This window comes from Rubrobacter taiwanensis, assembly GCF_004337705.1.
GTDB classification, from domain to species: domain Bacteria; phylum Actinomycetota; class Rubrobacteria; order Rubrobacterales; family Rubrobacteraceae; genus Rubrobacter_C; species Rubrobacter_C taiwanensis.
In genome coordinates, this window is the sequence record NZ_SKBU01000023.1 from 94,345 (window position 1) to 107,949 (window position 13,605).

At 69.3% G+C, this 13,605-nt stretch carries 17 protein-coding genes; 2 read left to right on the forward strand and 15 right to left on the reverse strand.

The annotated features are described in order from the left end of the window. Positions 1-4: 4 nt before the first annotated feature. The gene (tsaD, locus tag E0L93_RS12565; RefSeq protein WP_132692422.1) at positions 5-1,003 is read right to left on the reverse strand and encodes a tRNA (adenosine(37)-N6)-threonylcarbamoyltransferase complex transferase subunit TsaD; all 999 of its coding nucleotides are present in this window, start codon (positions 1,001-1,003) and stop codon (positions 5-7) included. Between the two features lie 67 nt (positions 1,004-1,070). On the opposite strand from tsaD, the gene E0L93_RS12570 reads away from it, so the two are divergent. Then, positions 1,071-1,313: a hypothetical protein gene (locus E0L93_RS12570; RefSeq protein WP_132692423.1), complete on the forward strand. Its 243-nt coding sequence runs from the start codon at positions 1,071-1,073 to the stop codon at positions 1,311-1,313. On the opposite strand, the gene rimI is transcribed toward E0L93_RS12570, so the two are convergent. From rimI to E0L93_RS12620, 10 genes are read right to left on the reverse strand one after another with little or no spacing between them, the layout of a single operon-like run. Beyond that, a complete protein-coding gene (gene rimI, locus E0L93_RS12575) occupies positions 1,294-1,740 on the reverse strand; it encodes a ribosomal protein S18-alanine N-acetyltransferase (RefSeq protein WP_207890480.1) in 447 nt (148 codons plus the stop codon). The two genes, E0L93_RS12570 and rimI, sit on opposite strands and share 20 nt — an antisense overlap. After that, positions 1,737-2,387, reverse strand: a complete 651-nt coding sequence (tsaB, locus tag E0L93_RS12580) for a tRNA (adenosine(37)-N6)-threonylcarbamoyltransferase complex dimerization subunit type 1 TsaB (RefSeq protein WP_132692424.1) — start codon at positions 2,385-2,387, stop codon at positions 1,737-1,739. The genes rimI and tsaB overlap by 4 nt, the downstream gene beginning before the upstream one ends. Before the next feature lies 1 nt (position 2,388). Beyond that, positions 2,389-2,814, reverse strand: coding sequence for a tRNA (adenosine(37)-N6)-threonylcarbamoyltransferase complex ATPase subunit type 1 TsaE (gene tsaE, locus E0L93_RS12585; protein WP_132692425.1), 426 nt, complete (start codon positions 2,812-2,814; stop codon positions 2,389-2,391). Positions 2,815-2,822: 8 nt separating this feature from the next. Next, a complete protein-coding gene (locus E0L93_RS12590) occupies positions 2,823-3,446 on the reverse strand; it encodes a uracil-DNA glycosylase (protein WP_132692426.1) in 624 nt (207 codons plus the stop codon). 6 nt (positions 3,447-3,452) lie between these two features. Further along, entirely contained in the window at positions 3,453-3,656 is a 204-nt protein-coding gene (locus E0L93_RS12595) for a PspC domain-containing protein (RefSeq protein ID WP_207890481.1), read from the reverse strand. 47 nt (positions 3,657-3,703) lie between these two features. Further along, positions 3,704-4,531 carry a pantoate--beta-alanine ligase gene (gene panC, locus E0L93_RS12600; RefSeq protein WP_132692427.1) on the reverse strand — a complete coding sequence of 276 codons (828 nt, stop codon included), beginning with the start codon at positions 4,529-4,531 and terminating at the stop codon, positions 3,704-3,706. Positions 4,532-4,576: 45 nt separating this feature from the next. Continuing rightward, the gene (gene rsmI / locus E0L93_RS12605; protein ID WP_243638227.1) at positions 4,577-5,371 is read right to left on the reverse strand and encodes a 16S rRNA (cytidine(1402)-2'-O)-methyltransferase; all 795 of its coding nucleotides are present in this window, start codon (positions 5,369-5,371) and stop codon (positions 4,577-4,579) included. A 13-nt stretch (positions 5,372-5,384) separates the two neighbouring features. Next, complete coding sequence (locus E0L93_RS12610) at positions 5,385-6,335, reverse strand: ROK family protein (RefSeq protein WP_132692429.1); 951 nt, start codon at positions 6,333-6,335, stop codon at positions 5,385-5,387. Between the two features lie 4 nt (positions 6,336-6,339). Continuing rightward, positions 6,340-7,983 (reverse strand): single-stranded-DNA-specific exonuclease RecJ, encoded by a 1,644-nt coding sequence (locus E0L93_RS12615; RefSeq protein ID WP_132692430.1) that lies wholly within the window; start codon positions 7,981-7,983, stop codon positions 6,340-6,342. A 33-nt stretch (positions 7,984-8,016) separates the two neighbouring features. After that, on the reverse strand, positions 8,017-8,787 hold the full coding sequence (locus E0L93_RS12620; protein WP_165874353.1) for a YcjF family protein: 771 nt from the start codon (positions 8,785-8,787) through the stop codon (positions 8,017-8,019). A 135-nt stretch (positions 8,788-8,922) separates the two neighbouring features. On the opposite strand from E0L93_RS12620, the gene E0L93_RS12625 reads away from it, so the two are divergent. Further along, a complete protein-coding gene (locus E0L93_RS12625; protein ID WP_132692432.1) occupies positions 8,923-10,023 on the forward strand; it encodes a sigma-70 family RNA polymerase sigma factor in 1,101 nt (366 codons plus the stop codon). A 10-nt stretch (positions 10,024-10,033) separates the two neighbouring features. On the opposite strand, the gene E0L93_RS15905 is transcribed toward E0L93_RS12625, so the two are convergent. From E0L93_RS15905 to E0L93_RS12640, 4 genes are all read right to left on the reverse strand, one after another. Continuing rightward, the gene (locus E0L93_RS15905) at positions 10,034-10,183 is read right to left on the reverse strand and encodes a hypothetical protein (RefSeq protein ID WP_165874355.1); all 150 of its coding nucleotides are present in this window, start codon (positions 10,181-10,183) and stop codon (positions 10,034-10,036) included. 42 nt (positions 10,184-10,225) lie between these two features. Then, positions 10,226-10,687 (reverse strand): hypothetical protein, encoded by a 462-nt coding sequence (locus E0L93_RS12630; protein WP_132692433.1) that lies wholly within the window; start codon positions 10,685-10,687, stop codon positions 10,226-10,228. Between the two features lie 77 nt (positions 10,688-10,764). Beyond that, on the reverse strand, positions 10,765-12,012 hold the full coding sequence (locus E0L93_RS12635) for a S41 family peptidase (protein ID WP_165874356.1): 1,248 nt from the start codon (positions 12,010-12,012) through the stop codon (positions 10,765-10,767). 45 nt (positions 12,013-12,057) lie between these two features. Then, a complete protein-coding gene (locus E0L93_RS12640) occupies positions 12,058-13,593 on the reverse strand; it encodes an ABC transporter substrate-binding protein (RefSeq protein ID WP_132692435.1) in 1,536 nt (511 codons plus the stop codon). Positions 13,594-13,605: the final 12 nt, after the last annotated feature.

The window sequence follows — 13,605 nt, forward strand, 5'->3', positions numbered from 1 at the left end:
CGCCTCAGACGCTTCTGGCGTTCAGGCTCAGGTAATGCGGGTACGGGAGGGGTTCGGCAGAGAGGGCGGCGGCGCCGATCATGGCTGCGTTGTCGGTACAGAGCCGCGGGGAGGGGATGACGAGCTTCAGGCTTCGCTTCTTGCACTCTTTGTGCAGGCGTTCGCGCAGCACGGCGTTGGCCGCGACGCCGCCCGCCATCACGAGGGTCGAGGCGTCGCGGAGCTCGGCGGCCCGCAGCAGCTTGGACACCAGCGCCTCTACCACGGCTCTCTGGTAGCTGGCGGCCAGGTGCGGCAGTTCCGCGCGCACCTCTTCCCCGCTCATGCCCCTGATCTTGTAGAGCAGGCTGGTCTTCAGGCCGGAGAAGCTGAAGTTCAAGTTCTTCCCGTCCCGGAGCGCGACGGGGAAGTCGTAGCGGGCGTCATCGCCCTCTGCGGCGGCCTTCTGCAGAGCCGGCCCACCGGGGAACCCGAGTCCGAGCATCCTGGCTCCCTTGTCCAGGGCTTCGCCGGCGGCGTCGTCGAGCGTCTGCCCGAGGAGGCTCATCCCGCGGTCTTTCCCGACGGCATACAGGACGGTGTGACCGCCGGAGGCGACGAGAGCCACGAACGGGGGCTCCAGCCCCGGGTCTTCGAGGTAGGCAGCGGCGACGTGCCCCTCCAGATGGTTAACCGGCGCGAGCGGGAGCCGGCGCGCACAGGCGATACCCTTGGCGGCGGCCACGCCGACGAGCAGGGCCCCGATCAGACCCGGCCGCACGGTCACGGCCACCTCGTCCACGTCTCCGAGCTCCGCGCCGGCCTCTCTAAGCGCGGTCCGCACGACGCCGTCCAGGCGCTCCAGATGGGCCCGGGAGGCGACCTCCGGGACGACGCCGCCGTAGCGGCGGTGCTCCTGCTGGGTGTGGATCACGTTCGAGAGCGCCCGGCGGTCCCGGACGACCGCCGCGCAGGTGTCGTCGCAGGAGGTCTCGATGGCAAGTATTGTCCTGGAGTCCCGCATATCTGGGACCATTCTATACCGCGCAGCGCACTTCATCCTGCCGGAGGGTATATATACTGGGGAGGACATGAGGGTATTCGCGCTGATGTTCGCGTTCATAGCGCTGACGCTGCTGGTGCAGTTCGTGCTGTATTTGATCATCGGTCCGGTGGACTGGAGGATAGCGGCACTCATCTTCGGCGGGTTCGTGGCCTGCCTGCTGCCGGCCCTGCTCCTGCTCAAGCCCTTCGAACGCCCGCCGGAGGTGGAGAAGAGAATAGAGGAGCGCCGCCGCCGGGCCCGGGAGCGGTTCAGAGGTTCAGGCTCATGAGGATGGCGTCCTCGCGGCCCTCGTAGTACCGGGGCCGGACGCCGACCGGCTCGAATCCCAGTGACTCGTACAGTCTCCTGGCGGGGTAGTTGCCCCGGCGCACCTCGAGGTGTACACGTACGACGCCCGGGTTGGCCTCCAGCACGGCCCGCAGGAGCCTCCGGGCCCAGCCCTGGCGGCGGCAGTCCGGGCGCACGGCCACCGTCATGATGTGCAGTTCGTCTGCGATGCGCTTTGCGCCGATATATCCCGCGAGCCTGCCCTCCAGCTCCAGAACCAGATAGGTAGAGAAAGGGCTCTTCAGTTCGGCGGCGTAGGACCACCGGCTCCACGGCGTCTCGAAGCTCACCCGTTCTATCTCCATAACGGCGTCGAGGTCCGAGCGCTGCATCGGCCGCAGGACCGGCGCGCCGCCCTCCCCCATCATGTGCTCCAGGGGTTGCGGTCCCGGCGCACCTCGGCGTCCGGCCGGCGAATGTAGAGGGGGATGAGGTCTTCGGCGGGCACGGCTTCAAGGTCGGCCGCCAGCACGTGTCCCGCCGCCGAGACGCGGTGCAGCGGGGAGTCGTCGGGCGGGATGATGCCGAGGGGTTCCAGAATCTCCCGGTATCGTACGGCTCCGTCGCCCACGATCACGGGGGAGCCTTCGACGCGGAGGTCGTGCGGCTTCGAGCAGAGGATCTCCCCGGCGGGACGACCGGCCTCGAACCTCTGAGCGAAGACCTCGCGCCGCCTGGCATCTATCACGGCGAGCACGTCCTCGGCCGGCACGGGAGCCGCGAGCGCTGCCAGCGTCGATCCGGCCGCGAGCGGCACACCGGAGGCGAGGGAGAGCGCCCGGGCGGTGGCGACCGCGATCCGGATGCCGGTAAAGGTTCCGGGCCCCGTCCCGGCGACCAGCCGGTCCAGCTCCCTAAGCTCCGCCCCGGCGAGCTCCAGGGCGGCATTCACCGCCGGGAGCAGCACCTCGGACGCTCCCCGGGCCGCGACCGAGATCTCGGCCAGCACCTCCCGGTCCCGGGCGACGGCCACGGTGGTGACGGGTGTGGAGGCGTCGAGGGCCAGAAACAGCATCCTACAGCCTCTCTTCCAGAGGTCCGGAGATGCGCACCCGCCGCGTGCCGGGGGTCTCGTGGAAGAGCTCGATCAGGGTCGGGTTCTCCAGCAGCTCCAGCGCCGGGTCCGCCCACTCGATAAACGTCACGGCCTCCGGGCTCAGATACTCGTCCAGATCCAGCGCGTCCCAGTCCCGCACCTCCTCCAGCCGGTAGAGGTCCAGATGATTGACGCGCGCCCTTCCCTCGTAGCTGCGGGCGAGCTGGAAGGTGGGGCTGGTGATCGGTTCCTCCACCCCCAACGCCCGCGAAGCGGCGCGCACGAAGGCCGTCTTACCCGCTCCCACCTCTCCGGCGAGCACCACCACATCACCGGGCTTCAGCGCGCCGGCCACCCTTGCGGCCAGATCTCTCAGCTCCCCCTCGTCGAGCCCCTCCCACTCCATGACGTTCCCTACCAGAGCCCCGGCTGCAGGGGGAGCTGCTCCTTCTCGGGCGGAACGTTCAGCGTCTCGTAGGTGGTCGGGCGGTCGGCGGCGAGCAGCTCCGGCAGCCGGGAGAAGTCCGAGACGATCAGGGCCCGGTCCGCCGGCGTGTAGAGCGCCCGGGAGAGGGCATGGGTCGGAAAAACGTAGCGCCCGTCCACCGGTACGGCGCGGCCCCGGATACGGGAGACGGGCTCCCGCCGGCCCGTGAGAGCCCGGCTTGCGAGATCTCCCAGCGCGACGACCACCTTCGGATCAACGGCTGAAAGCTGCGCGACCAGGTACGGCCTGCAGGAGCTTACCTCTGAAGGCCGTGGAGCGCGGTTCTCCGGGGGGCGGCACTTGACGAGCGTGGTCAGGTAGACGCTCTCGCGCTCGAGGCCGATGGACTCCAGCAGGCGGTCCAGAAAGAGGCCCGAGGCCCCCCGGAAGGGGTGCCCTTCGCGGTCCTCGTTGAATCCCGGAGCCTCCCCGACGATGAAGAGTTCGGCGTTCAGCGGCCCCTCGCCGAAGACCACCTTCGTCCGGCCGGAGCAGAGGCCGCACTTCCGGCATTCGAGCGCCTGCTTCTGCGCCGCGGCGAAGTCCAACACCCTCCCCTAGTATGCCTCGCTCTCGGGGATGAGGAGGATGGCGAGCACGTAGGCGAGCACCACCATCCAGATCGAGACGCCCGGCACGACCAGGGCCACGGCCACCACGGCCAGGCGCACCAGATTGGAGTTCCAGCCGAAGCGGTGGGCGATGCCGCCGCAGACCCCGGCGATCCAGCGGTCCTCCCGCGAACGCCTTATCTCTCCCACTGTCTGCCTCCGATCCACGCGGTTATGCTACGGGCGCGATTCTACCACTACCGGCCGGTGTCTATGAGAACGTTGTCTATGAGCCGGGTCTTGCCGACCCGCGCCGCGCAGGAGAGCAGGATGCGCCGCGTGTGCTCCCCCACGAGCCCCAGAGTCTCCGCGTCGTCGGCAGAGACGTACTCCAGGCGCACCAGAGGTTCGCGGCCGATCTCATCCCGGAAGACGCGCTCCAGCACGGCCGGCTCCCGCGAGCCGGTATCCCGCGCTGCAAACAGGGCGCGCGAGATGGCGGAAGCTGCCTTTCGCTCCCGCGGACTCAGGTAGACGTTGCGCGAGCTGAGGGCCAGCCCGTCCTCCTCCCGCACCGTCGGGCAGACGACGAGCTGCGTCCTGAAGTTCAGATCCCGGATCATGCGCTCCACGATCACGGCCTGCTGGGCGTCCTTCTGGCCCATGTACATCCGGTCCGGGTCCACGATGTTCATGAGCTTGACGAGCACGGTCGCAACCCCGGCGAAGTGGCCGGGCCGGGCCGCGCCCTCCAGCCTCTCCTCCAGTCCCCTGACCCGCACCTCGGTCGTGAACCCCTCCGGATAGAGCTCCTCCGCCGCCGGAGCGAAGACGGCGTCCACACCCATCCCAGCGGCCAGCTTCAGATCCCGGTCCAGATCGCGGGGATAGCGTTCCAGATCTTCCGCCGGTCCGAACTGCAGGGGATTGACGAAGATCGAGATCACCACCGACTCATTCTCCTCCCGTGCCCGGCGCATGAGCGAGAGGTGCCCCTCGTGCAGAAAACCCATCGTCGGCACGAAGCCCGAAGGCCGCTCGAACCGCTGCGAGCGCACCTCGTCCACGGTGCGCAGAAGTCTCACCTCTCCGCTCATGCCCTGATTGTACCCCCGCGCGAGCGCAGCTTCCTACGCCTCCGCCGCCAGCCGGGCGTAGATCTCGCCCCGCTTCCGACCCGTCTCCCTGGCCGCCCGCGCCGCCGCCCGGCCCGGTGTCTCTCCCTCTGCGGCGTACCGCCGCGCCAGCGCCACGGCCTCCTCCAGATCCGGAGCGGCCGTAGCTGTACCGCCCCGCACTACCAGCACCACCTCGCCCCGGGCCCTGCCCGCGAAGCGCTTCGCCGCCTCCGCCGCGCTACCCCGGAAGACCTCCTCGTGCAGCTTGGTGAGCTCCCGTGCCACGGCGACCGGGGTCTCCGGCGGCAGCTCGCTCAGCATGCCCGCCAGCCGGTTGGGGGACTCGAAGAGGACGAAGGTGGCCCTCTCGTGCCCGATGCGTTCTACGAGCGCGGCCCGCTCGCCCCGCCGGCGCGGAGCGAAACCTAAAAACACGACCTCGTCCGCCGGCAGGCCGGAGGCCACGAGCGCCGTGACGAGCGCCGAGGGGCCGGGCAGCACCTCCACCTCCACCCCGCGCTCGACACACTCCTGCACCAGCCGGTAGCCGGGGTCGGAGACGAGCGGCATCCCCGCGTCGGAGACCAGAGCCACCCTCTCCCGGCGCGCCCGTTCGGCCAGTTGCGGGGCGCGGGCGGCCTCGTTGTGCTCGTGGTAGGAGACGAGGCTTGCCTCTATCCCGTAGTGCCGGAGCAGCCGGCCCGTGTGGCGGGTGTCCTCGCAGGCCACGACGTCCGCCTCGCGCAGGGCGCGCAGGGCGCGCAACGTGATGTCCTCCAGATTGCCTATCGGGGTGGGGACGACCACGAGAGGCAAGGGCTCAGCCCCCGAGCACGCACTCCCCGGAGGGGTGCCGGGCGAGCGCCGCGGCGCCGAGCATCCCGGATCTCACCCCCAGAGAGGCAAGACGGATCTCGACCAGATCCCGGGAGGGGGACATGGAGCGCAGCTGCACCTCGCGGCGCGCCGGCTCCAGGATGAAGTCCCCGGCCTCCGCTACTCCCCCGCCCACGGCCACCATCTCCGGGTTGAACACGTTCACGAACCCGGCAACCCCGATGCCGAGCCAGACCCCGGCCTCCTCCAGCACCCTCCTTGCGGCCTCATCGCCCTCCCGGGCCAGCCGGGTGACATCCTCGCCGAGCAGATCCCGCTCGGCGGCGAGCTGCCCCAGGGCGGAGTCCGGCCGCTCGGCGGCGAGCTCCAGCGCCCGGCGCCGAATGGCGGTCCCCGAGGCCATAGCCTCCAGACAGCCGCGGTTGCCGCAGTTGCACCGCGGCCCGGTGGCCTGAATGGTGACGTGCCCGAGCTCGCCGCCCGCGCCCTGCGCCCCGCGCAGCAGCTCTCCCCCGATGATGACGCCGCCGCCCACCCCGGTCCCGAGGGTCAGGAAGACCAGATGATCTACGTGCCGCCCGGTTCCGAAACGGAACTCGCCCCAGGCCGCCGCGTTGGCGTCGTTCTCCACGGTGACGTTGAGGCCCGTCCTGCGCCCGAGCTCCTCCTTGAGTGGTATCCCCTCGATGGTACGCAGGTTGGGGGAGAAGATAACCTTGTTCTCCTTTGAGAGGATGAAGCCCGGCACCGCCAGACACACCCCGCCGACCTCGCTCCCCTCCCCGGCCTCCAGGACGGCCCGGGCTATGTTCTCCAGGAGCTTCTCCGGCGGGCCGGAGGAGGGGTAGCGGACACTCCTCAGGAGCTCGCCGCCGGAGCTCACCAGCCCGGCCGCGATCTTGGTTCCCCCGACGTCCACCCCGATAGCGTTCAAGCTCCTACCTCCGCCAGTCCACTATCTCCAGCTCCACCCCGCCGGTGTAGGGGTTGCGGCTCACGGTGTACGCCGCGTCGAAGGGGGACTCCGGGATCTCCTCTCCCGCCAGCTTCGCCGAGACCCCGCCGTCCAGCTTCAGGAGGTTCATCCCCTCCCAGAGCTGCCGGGAGCCCGCCACGCAGAATCCTCCGGAGACGAAGACCGGCCGGTAGTTCCCGCTTCCGAACGGGGCGAGCCTCTCGTGCCAGTCCAGCAGCCCGTTGGTGAGACGCTCCGCGGAGAGCTCGGCCTCAATTTCCAGAGCGGGGGTGAAGAGCCGCGGGTTCTCCGCGAGTTGCTCGCGCACCGCGGCATTTACACGCTCGATGAACGCCTCCAGTTTGCCGGGCGAGACCGAGATCCCCGCCGCCTTGCGGTGCCCGCCCCACTCCTTCAGGAACTCCCGCGACAGAGAAAGCGCCCGGTAGAGGTCCACGTCCGTCTCTCCGGCGCGGGCCGAGCCGCCGTAGGAGCCGTCGGAGCGCCGGTGCAATACGGCCGCCGGCCGGCCCGTGGCCTGTGCCACTTTCCCGGCGATGAGCCCGGCGATGCCCCCGATCTCGTCCGTGAACACTACCTTGAAGTCCTGCTCCGGGTCGGCCTCCCTCAGACAGCGCTCCACGGCCAGCCGGGTGCGCTGCTGGCGCTCGGCGTTCAGGCGGTTGAGCAGTTGCGATATCTCGGCCGCCCGCTGCCGCTCTCCGGTGAGCAGCAGGTCCAGAGCAGGATACGGGTTCCGGATCCGCCCGATGGCGTTGAGCCGCGGCCCGATGCGCCATCCCAGGTCTTCCTCGTCCAGCGGGCGCCTGACGCCCGCGGCCCGGATCAGGGCCTCGAGCCCGGGCCGTACATTCCCGCCGTTCAGGTACTTCAGGCCCGTCCAGGCGAGCGTGCGGTTCTCCCCGACCAGCGGCGCGATGTCCACGACCGTTCCGATGGCGACCAGATCCAGCAGCCGTCCGAGAACCCGCCGCCCCTCGGGATCGCCGAGCTCGCGGACGAGCGCCAGGGCCAGCTTCCACGCCACTCCGACCCCGGCCAGCGGGTCGTCCTCATCCCATATCTTGGGGTCCAGCACGGCAACGGCCGCCTCCGGCAGCTCAGCCGGCGGGAGGTGGTGGTCGGTCACGATCACGTCCATCCCCAGATTACCCGCGGCGAGCTCGATCTCCCGGTGGTTCGATATCCCGCAGTCTGCCGTGATGAGCAGCCTAACCCCCTCGGCGAACATGTCCCGCACGTAGGGCTCCAGCAGCCCGTAGCCGGTCTGGCGGTTGGGGAGCTTCACGACCAGGTTCTCCGTGTAGCGGCTCAGAGCGAGGCTCAGAACGGCGGCGGAGGTGACACCGTCCGCGTCGTAGTCCCCGAAGATGCCGATGCGCTCGCCGCTCCTTACGGCGGTGGCAACACGCCGGGCCGCCACCCGCCACGGCCCTCCGTCCGGGGGCGAGATGTTCTTCAGGCTGGGGCTCAGGAAGTCCTCGAGCGTCTCCGGCAGAACCCCCCGGTTGGCGAGCACGACGGCACAGATCCGATCTACACCAGCGGCGCGCATCAGACCGGATACAAGCTCGCCGTCAGGCTCTACGAAGCGCCAGTCAGCCATTCCCTGAGAGGATTATACAGAGCGAACCTCCCCTCACCGCCCTCCTCCGTAGCGGCGGGCCTCCTCCTCGGCCTGCGCCCGGATCCGCTCCATCTCCTCCTCGCCGGGCATCTCCTTGCCGCGCTCGAAGTACAGGATGGAGGCCCGGCCCATCGCCAGCGTGCCGCTGTAGGCGATGGCGGCCGCGGCAGCCCAGCCTCCGAACGGGATGAACTTCACGAGCTGCCGCGAGAGCGCCCGCAGCCCGAACCCGGCGGCGACCACCCCGACCAGCTCGCGCGCCCGTTCCAGCGAGAGCTCCTCGCCGTAGACGGCGGCGATGCTCAGGACCATCCGGGCCTGATTGGCCGTCATGACCGGCATGTCGGCACCGGGGATGGGCAGAGCGCCGATCACGGCGTTCTGCCGGGCGTTGTTGCGCACGATCTTCTCGCACACCGGGCGGCGCAGCGACTCGTAGGCGCGGCCGAGCGGGAGCAGGTAGTCCTCATCCACCTCGTCCAGCAGGCGGGGGATCAGGTCTTCCCTGATGTCCTGCTCCGTGGTACCGGCCAGAACGACGTCCCCGGGACCGCTCCCGATGGAGACGGTGAGCACCGGCTCCACTCCGGAAGGCGTACTCTCCCCCGGTCCCAGCACGCAGATTACGACCTCCGCCCCCCGGACACTCCGTTGTGCCCCGAGCACCGCCGCGATCTCGTCCGCCGCAGGAGAGTCCCCGAGCACGGCCAGCGTCGCTCTCCGCTCGGCAGCAGTGCGGGATTCGCTGAGTATCTTGTACAGGTTGCGAATGTTGGTGATCACGATCCTCCACCCTCTCCAGAGAGCCGCTTCCGGTAGCCGGTCATGAGGTTACATCTTAGAGCATTATTGAACTTTCATCCGATTAAGATATATTACGTCAGGGTAACAGACGGGCTTCAGGAGCAAGGGAGCAGGGTGCAACCTCAGAGAGATCTTCGAGATATAGACGAAGTGCAGGAACTCTTTGAGGCCGGACAGGAATCCGGGTCTCTTGAATCAGCCGAAGTACTGGACCTCCTACAGGAGGTAGACCTTTCCACCGAAGAGATCCAGCAGGTCTACTCCCTGCTGCGCGAGAACGGTGTCGAGGTCGTGGACCCGGAGTTCCTGAGCAACGGCGTCCCTGAGGACTCCGAAGATGAGACCCGGCTGGTAGAAGAGGTGCTGGAGGGAGACCTCCGCAGCCGCTACACGGGGGACGCGGTCCAGATGTATCTGGACGAGATCGGCAAGACCCCGCTTCTGACCAAGAACCAGGAGGTCCAGCTCGCCAAGCGGATAGAGAGGGGCGACGAGCGGGCCAAGGCCCACCTTACCCGGGCGAACCTGCGGCTGGTGGTCTCGATCGCCAAGAAGTACGCCAACCGGGGCGTCTCGCTGCTGGACCTGGTGCAGGAAGGGAATATCGGGTTGATGCGGGCGGTCGAGAAGTTCGACTACCGCAAGGGCTACAAGTTCTCCACGTATGCCACCTGGTGGATAAGGCAGGCCGTAACCCGGGCCATCGCCGACAAGGGCCGCACCATCCGGGTACCGGTGCACATGGTCGAGAAGATTAACAAGTACTACCGCGTCCAGCGCACGCTGGCCGCGGAGCTGAACCGGGATCCGACCGACGAGGAGGTCGCCCGGGCGATGGATGTGGAGGCGGAGGAGATAGAGCGCATCCGGCGCGTGAGCCGGCGCTCCATCTCGCTGGAGACCCCGGTCGGAGAGGACAGCTCCTCCGAGCTGGGGGACTTCATAGCGGACGAGGACTCAGCCACACCCCACGATCTGGCCACCACCTCGCTGCTGAAGGCCCGGATGCAGGAGGCCCTGAACGGCCTGCCGGAGCGGGAGCGCATGGTGCTGGAGTACCGCTTCGGGCTCTCCGGCGGCCAGCCGAAGACGCTGGAGGAGGTGGGTGAGAAGTTCGACGTGACGCGGGAGCGGATACGCCAGATCCAGCTCACCGCGCTGGCCAAGATCAAGAGCAGCCCCCACGCAGCCGGGCTGCGGGACCTGCTGGATTAACGGCCCGGCGCTACCGTTCCTCTACGCGCCGCTCTTCGTCCTCGTCCTCTCCCTCGCGCGGGGCCTCCCCGGCAGTGCGCCCCGTGACGACGGCGAAAGCGACCGCTGCCGCTATCCCCACGATGATAAGTATGATCAGTATTATTACCGCTGCGCTCAAATCGCTTCGCCTCCTCTAAGCGTTCAGTATAACCTGCCGGAGCTAGGGCCGCCTCAGCACCCGGTAGACCAGCCCCCACACGGCTCCGAAGAAGGCGTGATCCAGGACCGGCAGCAGGACCCGGGGCGTCCGCTGCTGCCAGGGTGCGCCATGCACCCCGAGGATCCACAGCCAGCCGGACCACCCCGCCCCCCAGCTGAGGATTCCGAGCGCCGCTCCCACTGCGGCCTCAGCGTCCCTGCCCGCGCACTCGCGGCGCAGCGCGCCGAAGGCGGCTCCGGCGGAGACGCCGTAAGCGAAGTGCGCGGCGAGTATCAGGAGGCGGCGGGTGAATGGCCCGATGTCCCCGATCAAGCCTACTTCCTCGGCCCGTTTCACGACCTGTTCGGGGGCCGTCGTCTCGACCAGTCCCACCCGGTCCATGACCTTGCGCAACCCGGTAAGCGCGAGCGTGCCGACCGCTCCGCCGACAGCTCCCCGCAGAGCCCTGCCTGTTAGTTTCACGCGAAGACCTTCCTCTGAAAACGAGCAGTTACACCGGGATGTGTACCCGCAAGAGAGAGCGTGCTAACGGAGCCGTTCTAGGATCCGCTCTGCAGAACTTCGAAGGCGCGCCCGAGCTGGGGGTCGCGGTCGAGCATCTGCTCCCGGGAGAGGTTCCGGCTCTCGTCCGGGGTGAGCGGGCGCACCTCCTCCGGCAGCTCCGCCCGAACGTCCGGTTCGATGCCGTCCTCGCGGATGAAGCGTCCGTCGGGGGTGAGCCACTCCGCCACCCCGAGCAGTATGGCGGAGCCGTCCTCCAGCACGAACTCGTTCAGAACGGTCCCCGTCCCGAAGGTCGTCTCCCCGACGACCTTCGCCCGGCCGTGGGACTGGAGGGCTCCGGCCAGGATCTCGGCGCTGGAGGCCGTCCCCTCGTTGACGAGCACCACCACCGGAGCCCGCGTGGGCTCCGCCCGCCGGGGGACGGAGACTTCGTGCTCCCTGCCGTCGGCGTCCTTGCGGATGTATACTACTTGACCCGGCTCCAGAAACTGCCCCGCTATCCCGGGCACCTGATCCACCCTCCCCCCCGGATTGTTCCGGAGGTCCAGTATGAAGCGTCCGGCCCCGGCCTCTTCCGCCTCCTCCATCACCCGTTCCACCTCGTCGGCCGCCCCGGCCGAGAAGGCCGCGAGCCGCAGGACCGCCGCGTCGGTGCCGGGGATCATGAGCCAGGAGGCGGCGGGAACCCGAATCTCGGTCCGGTCCAGCGGGAAGGTGAACTCCCGGCCTCCCCGCTCGACGGTCAGCCGGAGCCCGGTGTCCTCGGGGCCCCTGATCAGCTCCACGACCCGGTTAAGCTCCATGTCCCGGACGCTCCGGCCGTCCACCGCAACGATTACGTCCCCGGGCCGGATGCCCGCCTCGTCGGCGGGTGAGCCGTCTATGGGAGCGGATACCACCACCCGGCCGTCGCGGTCCTCGACCTGGATGCCGACCCCGACGTACTCTCCGGCCAGCTCATCCCGGTTGGCCCGCGCCTCTTCGGGCGTCAAAAAGCGCGTGTGCCCCTCGTCGCCCAGGCTCTCGAGCATCCCCCGGATCGCGCCGTAGGTCTGCTCCCGGGGGTCCAGCCGGGACCGGTCCACGTAGTCCTCGCGCACCGCCTCCCACGCCTCCAGGTAGAGCGCGAACTCATCGGCGGCTCCCTCGGGCACCTCCGGAGCCTGCGACTTTCCGAAGAGGTACGCCGCGGGGATCAGCGCCACGAGCAGAATGATGAGGAACGCTCTCCAGCGGCCCCGGCGCGCGGGGAACCTCCGAGCTCTCCCGGCAATGATTCTCATAGACACGAGAGATTGTAGCATCCCCTGCCGGCAGATCTCCCGGCGCTAGCGGTAGAATCCCCACTCCCTTACGTTCCACAGAACACTTTGCACGGGGGTCTCCGGCCGCGGGCCGTACAGGGCGTTCGACCAGGCGAGCACGTCCCGCCGAACGACGAGCGGCAGCACCGCCAGCTCCTCAGCCATCTCCTCTTGCGCCTCCCGCACGAGCCGCGCCCGACGCCCGACGTCGAGCTCGCGGAGGCTCTCCCCGAGGGCCTCCGACCGGCTGTAGGGCGCGTGGAGCGCCAGCGAACCGTCCCGGCGAGCCTCGAATCTCAACAGGGCGAGGTCGAAGGCTCCCGGCAGCATCTTCAGGGCCAGCTCCCGCGCCGGAACTCCCCGCACCCGGGCGGATATCCCGGCCGCCTCCAGGTCCCGCGCCACGCCCCCCGCCATCTCCTGCAACCGCTCGTCCCCCGCCGGGTAGATGATCTCCAGGGACCCGGCGGCCCCCGCCGCCCGCGCGAGCCGCCGGGCCAGGGCGGGATCGTGCGCGTACTCCTCCCAGGCCGGAGCGTGGTAGCGGCTCATCCCGGGCGGGAAGAGGCCGTTTGCCACCTCAAGCCCCCCGGTCTTCCGGGCGAGCGCCTCCCGGTCTATGGCGTGGGCCACGGCCCGGCGCAGCCTGGGATCGGAGAGGCGTCCGGTGTCGAAGAGGAGCTGCTCCACGGCGGCGGCGGCCGGGGCGGTCTGAACGTCGCCCATAACCTCTACCTCGCCGGCCCTCCGGGAGCCGAGGACCCCGAAGTCGGCCTGCCCGGCCGCCAGAGCCCCGGCCGCCGGGCCGCCGAAGCGGATCTCCAGCCCGTCCAGCAGCGGCAGCTCCTCATCGGCCCAGTAGTTCTCGTTCCGGACGAGCCACATGCCCTCCGGAGTTCGCTCCTCCAGCACGAACGGGCCGCTGCCGAGCAGTCCCTCGCTCAGCGGCAGTTCGCCGAGATCCCGCCCTTCGTAGACGTGCCGGGGCAGGATCGGGGCCGTGAGCAGGGTCCTCCAGTCGGACCGGGGAGCGGAGAACGTCAGGCGCACGGTGCGCGCGTCCGGGGTCTCGACGCGCTCGAGCTCGCTCCAACCCGCGTACGGAGGGGCCAGCCCGTCGCCCAGCTCGCGAGCCTGCCGGTAGGTCCAGGCGGCGTCCCCGCTGGTGAGCGGCTCGCCGTCGGACCACCGGACGCCGGACCGCAGCCGGTAGGTGACGGTGAACGGATTCTCGCTCAGCGTCCCGGACTCGAAGGAGGGCAGAGACTCCATCAGGTACGGTCTGTAGCGACCGTCCCCGACGACGGCGAGCGGGGACTCCAGGATCACGCCCGAGAGAGCAGCGGCTCCCTCGCACTCCCGCAGGTAGGGGTTGAGACACCCCGGCTCGAGCGGCAGCTCCAGACGGGCCACGCCCCCCGGCCCCACCTGGGTTATCTCCTGCCGCTCCGGGGGAACAACCCCGGGCGGACCGTTGCTCACCGTGGGGTCGCCCGGACCGCAGGCCGCAAGCGCCAGCGAGAGGAGAGCGGCGAGCAGGCAGAAGCCGATACCACGCAAGAGAGAAGCCGC

Coding starts and splice junctions, on each gene's coding strand:
- tsaE (WP_132692425.1), bottom strand. CDS start 2,814: ATGGAGTGGGAGGGGCTCGACGAGGGGGAGCTGAGAGATCTGGCCGCA.
- tsaB (WP_132692424.1), bottom strand. CDS start 2,387: ATGCTGTTTCTGGCCCTCGACGCCTCCACACCCGTCACCACCGTGGCC.
- tsaD (WP_132692422.1), bottom strand. CDS start 1,003: ATGCGGGACTCCAGGACAATACTTGCCATCGAGACCTCCTGCGACGAC.
- E0L93_RS12615 (WP_132692430.1), bottom strand. CDS start 7,983: ATGGCTGACTGGCGCTTCGTAGAGCCTGACGGCGAGCTTGTATCCGGT.
- rimI (WP_207890480.1), bottom strand. CDS start 1,740: ATGATGGGGGAGGGCGGCGCGCCGGTCCTGCGGCCGATGCAGCGCTCG.
- E0L93_RS12570 (WP_132692423.1), top strand. CDS start 1,071: ATGAGGGTATTCGCGCTGATGTTCGCGTTCATAGCGCTGACGCTGCTG.
- E0L93_RS12635 (WP_165874356.1), bottom strand. CDS start 12,012: ATGAGAATCATTGCCGGGAGAGCTCGGAGGTTCCCCGCGCGCCGGGGC.